Annotated in this window: 9 protein-coding genes; 6 read left to right on the top strand and 3 right to left on the bottom strand. The window is 54.3% G+C overall.

What is annotated here, in order from left to right; translation table 11 throughout:
• The first annotated feature begins 112 nt into the window (after positions 1-112).
• From nfi to ACJHXB_RS23610, 4 genes are all read left to right on the top strand, one after another.
• Positions 113-784, top strand: a complete 672-nt coding sequence (nfi, locus tag ACJHXB_RS23595; RefSeq protein ID WP_000362395.1) for a deoxyribonuclease V — start codon at positions 113-115, stop codon at positions 782-784.
• A gap of 42 nt (positions 785-826) precedes the next feature.
• On the top strand, positions 827-1417 hold the full coding sequence (locus ACJHXB_RS23600) for a YjaG family protein (protein ID WP_000941123.1): 591 nt from the start codon (positions 827-829) through the stop codon (positions 1415-1417).
• A 186-nt stretch (positions 1418-1603) separates the two neighbouring features.
• Positions 1604-1876 carry a nucleoid-associated protein HU-alpha gene (gene hupA / locus ACJHXB_RS23605; RefSeq protein ID WP_001044513.1) on the top strand — a complete coding sequence of 91 codons (273 nt, stop codon included), beginning with the start codon at positions 1604-1606 and terminating at the stop codon, positions 1874-1876.
• A gap of 12 nt (positions 1877-1888) precedes the next feature.
• Positions 1889-2584: a DUF1481 domain-containing protein gene (locus tag ACJHXB_RS23610; RefSeq protein WP_032159285.1), complete on the top strand. Its 696-nt coding sequence runs from the start codon at positions 1889-1891 to the stop codon at positions 2582-2584.
• A gap of 1 nt (position 2585) precedes the next feature.
• Here the strand turns inward: ACJHXB_RS23610 and zraP are convergent, their stop codons facing one another.
• Complete coding sequence (gene zraP / locus ACJHXB_RS23615; RefSeq protein ID WP_001469387.1) at positions 2586-3005, bottom strand: zinc resistance sensor/chaperone ZraP; 420 nt, start codon at positions 3003-3005, stop codon at positions 2586-2588.
• A 237-nt stretch (positions 3006-3242) separates the two neighbouring features.
• Between zraP and zraS the strand changes: the two genes are divergently transcribed.
• The gene (zraS, locus tag ACJHXB_RS23620; RefSeq protein WP_001211889.1) at positions 3243-4610 is read left to right on the top strand and encodes a two-component system sensor histidine kinase ZraS; all 1368 of its coding nucleotides are present in this window, start codon (positions 3243-3245) and stop codon (positions 4608-4610) included.
• Complete coding sequence (zraR, locus tag ACJHXB_RS23625) at positions 4607-5932, top strand: sigma-54-dependent response regulator transcription factor ZraR (RefSeq protein WP_000148525.1); 1326 nt, start codon at positions 4607-4609, stop codon at positions 5930-5932. Before zraS ends, zraR begins: the two co-directional genes overlap by 4 nt.
• Here the strand turns inward: zraR and purD are convergent.
• Positions 5929-7218, bottom strand: coding sequence for a phosphoribosylamine--glycine ligase (purD, locus tag ACJHXB_RS23630; RefSeq protein ID WP_000866858.1), 1290 nt, complete (start codon positions 7216-7218; stop codon positions 5929-5931). The two genes, zraR and purD, sit on opposite strands and share 4 nt — an antisense overlap.
• 11 nt (positions 7219-7229) lie before the next feature.
• A complete protein-coding gene (gene purH / locus ACJHXB_RS23635; protein ID WP_001187564.1) occupies positions 7230-8819 on the bottom strand; it encodes a bifunctional phosphoribosylaminoimidazolecarboxamide formyltransferase/IMP cyclohydrolase in 1590 nt (529 codons plus the stop codon).
• Positions 8820-9272 lie beyond the last annotated feature (453 nt).

The following is a 9272-nucleotide window of genomic DNA, read 5'->3' on the forward strand; positions in this document are numbered from 1 at the left end:
GCAGTGCTCAAAATCCTCACGTACTACGTGTACGCTCCGGTTTTTCCGCGCTGTCCGGCCTCAAACTGCCTTCAACAATTACGCCTGGTGGACCAGGCTCTAAGGAGCGATTATGGATCTCGCGTCATTACGCGCTCAACAAATTGAACTGGCTTCTTCTGTGATCCGCGAGGATCGACTCGATAAAGATCCGCCGGATCTGATCGCCGGAGCCGATGTCGGATTTGAGCAGGGCGGAGAAGTGACGCGAGCGGCGATGGTGCTGCTGAAATACCCCACGCTTGAGCTGGTGGAGTATAAAGTGGCCCGCATCGCCACCACCATGCCTTACATTCCAGGTTTTCTTTCCTTCCGCGAATATCCTGCGCTGCTGGCAGCGTGGGAGATGCTGTCGCAAAAACCTGATTTAGTGTTTGTCGATGGTCATGGGATCTCGCATCCTCGCCGTCTTGGCGTCGCCAGCCATTTTGGTTTGCTGGTGGATGTGCCAACGATAGGCGTAGCGAAAAAACGTCTCTGCGGTAAATTCGAACCGCTCTCCAGCGAACCGGGCGCGCTGGCCCCACTGATGGATAAAGGCGAGCAGCTGGCCTGGGTCTGGCGCAGCAAAGCGCGCTGTAACCCGTTGTTTATCGCTACCGGTCATCGGGTCAGCGTGGACAGCGCGCTAGCGTGGGTACAACGCTGCATGAAAGGCTATCGTCTGCCGGAGCCAACGCGCTGGGCGGACGCGGTGGCCTCGGAACGTCCGGCGTTCGTGCGCTATACAGCAAATCAGCCCTAATTCAGGTAAACTGCGGATAATTTCCGTATTTGAGAACTCAACATGTTACAAAACCCAATTCATCTGCGTCTGGAGCGCCTGGAAAGCTGGCAGCACGTCACTTTTATGGCCTGCTTATGCGAACGCATGTACCCTAATTACGCCGTATTCTGTCAGCAAACTGGTTTTAGTGATGGGCAGATTTACCGCCGCATTCTCGATCTCATCTGGGAAACGCTGACCGTCAAAGACGCAAAAGTAAATTTCGACAGCCAACTGGAGAAATTTGAAGAAGCGATTCCTTCAGCCGACGATTTCGATCTGTACGGCGTTTATCCGGCAATCGATGCATGCGTGGCGTTAAGTGAACTGGTCCATTCGCGTTTGAGTGGTGAAACGCTCGAACACGCGGTGGAAGTGAGTAAGACCTCCATCACGACCGTTGCGATGCTGGAAATGACTCAGGCTGGTCGCGAAATGAGCGATGAAGAGCTCAAAGAAAACCCAGCTGTAGAGCAAGAATGGGACATTCAGTGGGAAATATTCCGACTTTTAGCTGAGTGCGAAGAACGCGATATCGAGCTGATAAAAGGCCTTAGGGCAGACCTGCGTGAGGCGGGCGAGAGCAATATTGGTATAATTTTTCAGCAATAAGACCAGAAAACGTGATTTAACGCCTGATTTGTCGTACCTGGAGTCTTCCCTTTCGCCCCCCGTCTGGTCTACATTTGGGGGGCGAAAAAAAGTGGCTATCGGTGCGTGTATGCAGGAGAGTGCTATTCTGGCATTTCCGTCGCACTCGATGCTTAGCAAGCGATAAACACATTGTAAGGATAACTTATGAACAAGACTCAACTGATTGATGTAATTGCAGAGAAAGCAGAACTGTCCAAAACCCAGGCTAAAGCTGCTCTGGAGTCCACTCTGGCTGCAATTACTGAGTCTCTGAAAGAAGGCGATGCTGTACAACTGGTTGGTTTCGGTACCTTCAAAGTGAACCACCGCGCTGAGCGTACTGGCCGCAACCCGCAGACCGGTAAAGAAATCAAAATTGCCGCAGCTAACGTACCGGCATTTGTTTCTGGCAAGGCACTGAAAGACGCAGTTAAGTAAGATTGCGTGGCAGTGAACAGTTTTAACGAAGGGGTGGTTTCACCCCTTTTGTCTTTCTGGCGTCGATCATTGATGCTGGCAGGTGTGCTGTTTCTCACTGCCTGTAGTCACAACTCTTCACTTCCTCCCTTTACCGCCAGTGGATTTGCTGAAGACCAGGGCGCGGTACGCATCTGGCGAAAAGACAGCGGCGATAATGTGCATCTGCTTGCCGTGTTTAGCCCGTGGCGCAGTGGCGATACCACCACGCGAGAGTATCGCTGGCAGGGCGATAACCTTACGCTCATCAATATCAATGTTTACAGCAAACCGCCGGTGAACATTCGCGCGCGTTTTGACGATCGCGGCGATCTGAGCTTTATGCAACGTGAATCCGATGGGGAAAAGCAGCAGCTTTCTAACGACCAAATCGATTTATACCGTTATCGTGCTGATCAGATCCGCCAGATTAGCGATGCCTTACGTCAGGGGAGAGTCGTGCTGCGTCAGGGGCGCTGGCATGCGATGGAACAGACCGTGACCACCTGCGAAGGGCAAACCATTAAACCTGATTTAGATTCGCAGGCGATAGCGCATATCGAGCGCCGCCAGAGCCGCTCTTCTGTTGATGTCAGCGTGGCATGGCTGGAAGCGCCCGAAGGTTCGCAATTACTGTTAGTGGCAAACTCTGATTTCTGTCGCTGGCAACCCAACGAGAAAACGTTCTGATTTACCAGTGGCCCATACCCATATGACCGCCACCACCGCAGCCGCCGTAACCCATTCCGGTACCGCGCGGAATACCCGCTTCAGCCATCGCAATATCTCGTTTCACCCGTAACTCATCTAACGACTGACGCAAATTCTCCATCTCTTTGGCGACCGCGTTAATTTTGCTGCTATCCGGTGGGTTCGCGGCTAACAGGGCATTGTATTCATAACGCTTCGTCACCAGTTGCTGTTGCAGTGCGCTGCTTTGAGCGTAAAAGTCATTATGGATTTTCTGCCACGCTGTCTGTTGTTCGCTGGTCAAAGGCGCGGCATTTTGCTGCCACATACCGTGTCCGCCGTGAGCAAATGCAGATGTCGATCCCATCGCCATTGCTGAAAGCGCCATCATTATCAGGGCAATTTTCGTGTTCCGTTTCATGGTTAATCCTCCAGTGGTTGTCTTACTTCGGGTATTGCATCTTCCGTGCCAACGACGAAACGCTGATATGACGGGCAATCTGACGCAATAGGCGAGTAAAAATGACTCGCCTGCTGCGGGTAGCGAGTCATTTTTACTCATTGAAACTTAAGCCTTTGTGTTACAGCGCAGGGTAAGCGCTGATAAAAGATGGCATGATTTCTGCTGTCAGAAAGGGATGAGCAGGCAAAGAAGAAGATGCGTTTTATGCAACGTTCTAAAGACTCTTTAGCTAAATGGTTAAGCGCGATCCTCCCCGTGGTCATTGTTGGGCTGTTTGCGGTGACAGTGATTCGCGATTATGGGCGCGAGACTGCCGCCGCCAGACAAACGCTGCTGGAAAAAGGCAGTGTACTTATTCGCGCTCTTGAATCCGGCTCGCGCGTCGGCATGGGGATGCGCATGCATCATGCGCAGCAGCAGGCCTTACTGGAAGAAATGGCCGGGCAGCCTGGAGTACGTTGGTTTGCGGTCACGGATGAACAAGGAACAATCGTGATGCATAGCAACTCCGGCATGGTGGGAAAACAGCTTTATTCCCCGCAGAAAATGCAGCAGTTACATCCGGGAGATGAAGAAGCGTGGCGGCGGATCGATAGCGCAGACGGCGAGCCTGTTCTGGAAATTTATCGCCAGTTTCAACCGATGTTTGCTGCTGGAATGCACCGGATGCGCCATATGCAGCAGTATGCCGCGACACCACAAGCAATTTTTATCGCTTTCGACGCCAGTAACATTGTGAGTGCTGAGGATCGTGAGCAGAGAAATACCCTGATTATCCTCTTCGCTCTGGCGACGGTCTTGCTGGCAAGCGTGTTGTCATTCTTCTGGTATCGCCGATATCTGCGCTCGCGGCAGCTATTGCAGGATGAAATGAAGCGCAAAGAGAAGCTGGTGGCGCTGGGGCATCTTGCGGCAGGTGTTGCCCACGAAATCCGTAACCCACTTTCCTCGATTAAAGGGCTGGCGAAATACTTTGCCGAACGCGCGCCAGCAGGGGGAGAAGCGCATCAACTGGCGCAGGTGATGGCGAAAGAAGCCGACCGTTTAAACCGCGTGGTAAGCGAGTTGCTGGAACTGGTTAAGCCAACGCATCTGGCTTTGCAGGCGGTGGATCTCAACACGCTGATTAACCACTCATTACAGCTGGTAAGCCAGGATGCAAACAGCCGGGAGATCCAGTTACGCTTTACCGCCAACGACACATTACCGGAAATTCAGGCCGATCCGGACAGGCTGACTCAGGTCCTGTTGAATCTCTATCTCAATGCTATTCAGGCGATTGGTCAACATGGTGTGATTAGCGTGACGGCCAGCGAAAGCGGCGCGGGCGTGAAAATCAGCGTTACCGACAGCGGTAAGGGAATTGCGGCAGATCAGCTTGAAGCCATCTTCACCCCGTATTTCACCACGAAGGCCGAAGGCACCGGACTGGGGCTGGCGGTCGTGCATAATATTGTTGAACAACACGGTGGTACAATTCAGGTCGCAAGCCAGGAGGGAAAAGGCGCAACGTTCACCCTCTGGCTTCCGGTCACTATTACGCGTAAGGACCCACAAGGATGACGCACGATAATATCGATATTCTGGTGGTGGATGATGACATTAGCCACTGCACTATTTTGCAGGCTTTACTGCGCGGCTGGGGCTATAACGTCGCGCTGGCGAACAGCGGGCGACAGGCGCTGGAGCAGGTGCGGGAACAGGTTTTTGATCTTGTGCTTTGCGATGTGCGAATGGCAGAGATGGACGGCATCGCCACGCTCAAAGAGATCAAAGCGTTAAATCCGGCAATTCCGGTACTGATTATGACCGCGTACTCCAGCGTCGAGACGGCGGTAGAGGCGTTGAAAACCGGGGCGCTGGATTATCTCATCAAGCCGCTGGATTTCGATAACCTGCAGGCGACGCTGGAAAAGGCGCTTGCGCATACGCACAGTGTTGACGCTGAAACGCCTGCGGTGTCTGCCAGCCAGTTCGGTATGGTCGGTAAAAGCCCGGCGATGCAACACCTGCTCAGTGAAATCGCACTCGTCGCGCCATCGGAAGCCACGGTGCTGATCCACGGCGATTCCGGCACCGGTAAAGAGCTGGTCGCCAGGGCGATTCACGCCAGTAGCGCACGGAGTGAAAAACCACTGGTAACGCTCAACTGTGCGGCACTCAACGAATCCTTGCTGGAATCTGAATTGTTCGGTCACGAAAAAGGGGCGTTTACCGGAGCCGACAAACGGCGGGAAGGGCGCTTTGTTGAGGCGGACGGCGGCACGCTGTTTCTCGATGAAATTGGCGATATCTCGCCGATGATGCAGGTTCGTCTGCTGCGTGCGATTCAGGAGCGCGAAGTTCAGCGTGTCGGCAGCAATCAGACTATTTCGGTTGATGTCCGGCTGATTGCGGCGACTCATCGCGATCTTGCCGCAGAGGTGAATGCCGGGCGTTTTCGCCAGGATCTCTACTATCGCCTGAACGTGGTGGCGATTGAAGTTCCGTCGCTGCGTCAGCGGCGGGAAGATATTCCTCTGCTGGCAAACCATTTTCTTCAGCGCTTTGCCGAACGCAATCGCAAGGCAGTAAAAGGTTTTACGCCCCAGGCGATGGATCTGCTGATCCACTACGACTGGCCGGGAAATATTCGTGAACTGGAAAACGCGGTGGAACGGGCGGTGGTGCTGCTGACCGGAGAATATATTTCCGAACGCGAGCTGCCGCTGGCGATTGCGAGTACGTCGATCCCGCTGGTACAAAGTCAGGATATTCAGCCGCTGGTGGAAGTCGAAAAAGAGGTGATTCTTGCGGCACTGGAGAAAACGGGCGGCAACAAAACCGAAGCCGCCCGTCAGTTAGGGATCACGCGCAAAACGCTGTTGGCAAAACTGTCGCGTTAGTTCTGCTCGCGTTCGATAGCGCGCCAGCCGATATCTTTCCGGCAGAAGCAGTCGTCCCAATGGATATCGGTCATTAAGGCATAAGCGCGTTTCTGCGCTTCTGCCACGGTATGACCCAGCGCGGTGACGCACAGTACGCGCCCGCCGCTGGTCACTACCTGCTCGTCATCCGCCAGTTTCGTGCCCGCGTGGAACACTTTGCCGCCAGCCACTTCTTCCAGCGGCAGGCCGTGGATCACGTCACCGGTGCGGTAATCCCCCGGATATCCACCCGCAGCCATCACCACGCCGAGAGAAGCGCGTTCATCCCACTCGGACGTTTTCTCGTCAAGCGTACCTTCACAGGCTGCCAGGCAGAGCTCAACCAGATCGGACTTCATGCGCAGCATAATCGGCTGGGTTTCCGGATCGCCAAAGCGGCAGTTAAATTCGATAACCTTCGGATTGCCCTGTTTGTCGATCATCAGGCCCGCGTAGAGAAAACCGGTGTAGGTGTTGCCTTCCGCTGCCATGCCTTTCACGGTTGGCCAGATGATACGTTCCATGGTGCGCTGATGAACCTCATCGGTCACCACTGGCGCAGGGGAGTAAGCCCCCATCCCGCCGGTGTTCGGCCCGGTATCTTTATCGCCTACGCGTTTGTGATCCTGGCTGGTGGCCATCGGCAGCACATGCTCACCGTCCACCATCACGATAAAGCTCGCTTCTTCGCCGTCGAGGAACTCTTCGATAACGATGCGATGCCCCGCGTCGCCAAAAGCGTTGCCCGCCAGCATATCGTGAACAGCCGCTTCCGCTTCTTCCTGCGTCATCGCCACGATAACGCCTTTCCCGGCAGCCAGACCGTCAGCTTTAATGACGATTGGCGCGCCCTTCTCACGCAGATACGCCAGCGCAGGTTCTACCTCGGTGAAGTTCTGGTATTCCGCCGTAGGGATCTGATGGCGGGCCAGGAAATCCTTGGTAAACGCTTTCGAGCCTTCCAGCTGCGCGGCACCTGCGGTTGGGCCGAAGATTTTCAGCCCGGCGGCGCGGAAGGTATCCACTACGCCTTTCACCAGCGGCGCTTCCGGGCCGACGATGGTTAGATCGATCTTTTCGTTTTGCGCGAAATCCAGCAGCGCCGGGATATCGGTTACGCCGATAGCGACGTTTTGCAGTGTGGGTTCCAGCGCAGTGCCTGCATTACCCGGAGCAACAAAAACAGTTTCAACCAGCGGCGACTGCGCCGCTTTCCAGGCCAGCGCGTGCTCGCGCCCGCCGTTACCAATCACTAATACTTTCATCTATTGCTCCATTAATGGCGGAAGTGGCGCATGTCGGTGAAGAGCATCGCAATACCGTGCTCGTCGGCGGCGGCAATCACTTCGTCATCACGGATAGAACCGCCAGGCTGGATTACACAGGTCACGCCCGCAGCGGCAGCGGCATCAATACCGTCGCGGAACGGGAAGAACGCGTCAGAAGCCATCGAGGAACCTTTCACTTCCAGGCCTTCATCGGCCGCTTTAATACCGGCGATTTTTGCGGAGTACACGCGGCTCATCTGGCCTGCGCCAATACCGATGGTCATATTGTTTTTGGCATAGACGATGGCGTTGGATTTCACGAACTTCGCCACTTTCCAGCAGAACAGCGCATCACGCAGCTCTTGTTCAGTCGGCTGACGTTTGGTGACGACGCGCAGTTCTTCCGCGCCGACCATGCCCAGATCGCGATCCTGAACCAGCAGACCGCCGTTCACGCGTTTGAAATCAAGACCCGGAACACGCTCGCCCCACTGACCGCAGGTCAGGACGCGTACGTTCTGTTTGGCGGCGGTGATTTTCAGGGCTTCTTCGCTGGCGGACGGCGCAATAATCACTTCAACAAACTGACGAGAAATGATGGCCTGCGCGGTTTCCGCATCCAGCTCGCGGTTAAAGGCGATAATGCCGCCGAATGCGGAGGTCGGGTCGGTTTTGTACGCGCGATCGTAAGCATCAAGAATGGAATTGCCGATAGCCACGCCGCAAGGGTTGGCGTGCTTCACAATCACACATGCCGGCTCGGCGAACTCTTTCACGCACTCCAGCGCCGCATCGGTGTCGGCGATGTTGTTATAAGAGAGGGCTTTACCCTGAACCTGGGTTGCGGTAGCAACGGAGGCTTCTTTCACATTCTCTTCTATATAGAAGGCAGCCTGCTGGTGGCTGTTCTCGCCGTAACGCATATCCTGCTTCTTAATGAAGTTCAGGTTCAGCGTGCGTGGGAAGCGACCGGCGGCTTCTTTGCTTTCACCGTGGTAAGCCGGAACCATGCTGCCGAAGTAGTTGGCAATCATGCTGTCGTAGGCGGCAGTGTGTTCGAAGGCTTTGATGGCGAGGTCGAAACGGGTTGCAAGCGTCAGCGATCCTTCGTTGTCATCCATCTCTTTAATAATGGCGTCGTAGTCGCTGCTCTTCACCACTATTGCGACATCTTTATGGTTCTTGGCGGCGGAGCGCACCATCGTTGGGCCGCCGATATCGATGTTCTCAACCGCATCTTCCAGCGAGCAGCCTTCACGAGCAACGGTCTGGGCGAACGGATACAGGTTAACAACCACCATATCGATAGGCTGGATCTGATGTTCTTCCATAATGGCATCGTCCTGGCCGCGACGGCCCAGAATGCCACCATGTACTTTCGGATGCAGGGTCTTCACGCGTCCATCCATCATCTCCGGGAAACCGGTGTAATCGGAAACTTCGGTTACCGGCAGACCTTTTTCTGCTAACAGACGGGCAGTGCCCCCTGTAGACAGCAGCTCCACACCGCGTGCGGAAAGTGCCTGGGCGAATTCGACGATACCGGCTTTGTCAGAAACACTGAGCAGAGCGCGGCGGACTGGACGACGTTGTTGCATGGTAAATCCCCTGGATTTGACTATTACAGAGAGCGTTAGCTGAATTTTTCGCGAAAAACTCAGCTAACGCCCCTAACGGGGCATCTTTATTTTTCGCCCGCATTGTAACGAAAACGTTTGCGCAACGCTCGCGAATTTTTCTCTTTCAATGGTGATCACAATTTTGACAGTGTTTACCGTGGGAAAAATACAGAAATTACATTGATGATTGTGGATAACTCTGTGCGTAAAAAGGTATAAAGCGGGGTTTTGCTGGGGAATGCAGCAGTCAGTCATTTTTCTGCAATTTTTCTATTGCGGCCTGCGGAGAACTCCCTATAATGCGCCTCCATCGACACGGCGGATGTGAATCACTTCACACAAACAGCCGGTTCGGTTGAAGAGAAAAATCCTGAAATTCAGGGTTGACTCTGAAAGAGGAAAGCGTAATATACGCCACCTCGCGACAGTGAG

This window comes from Escherichia sp. WS3227_2 (genome assembly GCF_046486495.1).
GTDB classification, from domain to species: Bacteria; Pseudomonadota; Gammaproteobacteria; order Enterobacterales; family Enterobacteriaceae; genus Escherichia; species Escherichia coli.

Bases quoted from the DNA above. Each gene is read 5' to 3' on its own strand.
- nfi (WP_000362395.1), top strand. From the start codon at position 113: ATGGATCTCGCGTCATTACGCGCTCAACAAATTGAACTGGCTTCTTCT.
- ACJHXB_RS23600 (WP_000941123.1), top strand. From the start codon at position 827: ATGTTACAAAACCCAATTCATCTGCGTCTGGAGCGCCTGGAAAGCTGG.
- hupA (WP_001044513.1), top strand. From the start codon at position 1,604: ATGAACAAGACTCAACTGATTGATGTAATTGCAGAGAAAGCAGAACTG.
- zraP (WP_001469387.1), bottom strand. From the start codon at position 3,005: ATGAAACGGAACACGAAAATTGCCCTGATAATGATGGCGCTTTCAGCA.
- zraS (WP_001211889.1), top strand. From the start codon at position 3,243: ATGCGTTTTATGCAACGTTCTAAAGACTCTTTAGCTAAATGGTTAAGC.
- zraR (WP_000148525.1), top strand. From the start codon at position 4,607: ATGACGCACGATAATATCGATATTCTGGTGGTGGATGATGACATTAGC.
- purD (WP_000866858.1), bottom strand. From the start codon at position 7,218: ATGAAAGTATTAGTGATTGGTAACGGCGGGCGCGAGCACGCGCTGGCC.
- purH (WP_001187564.1), bottom strand. From the start codon at position 8,819: ATGCAACAACGTCGTCCAGTCCGCCGCGCTCTGCTCAGTGTTTCTGAC.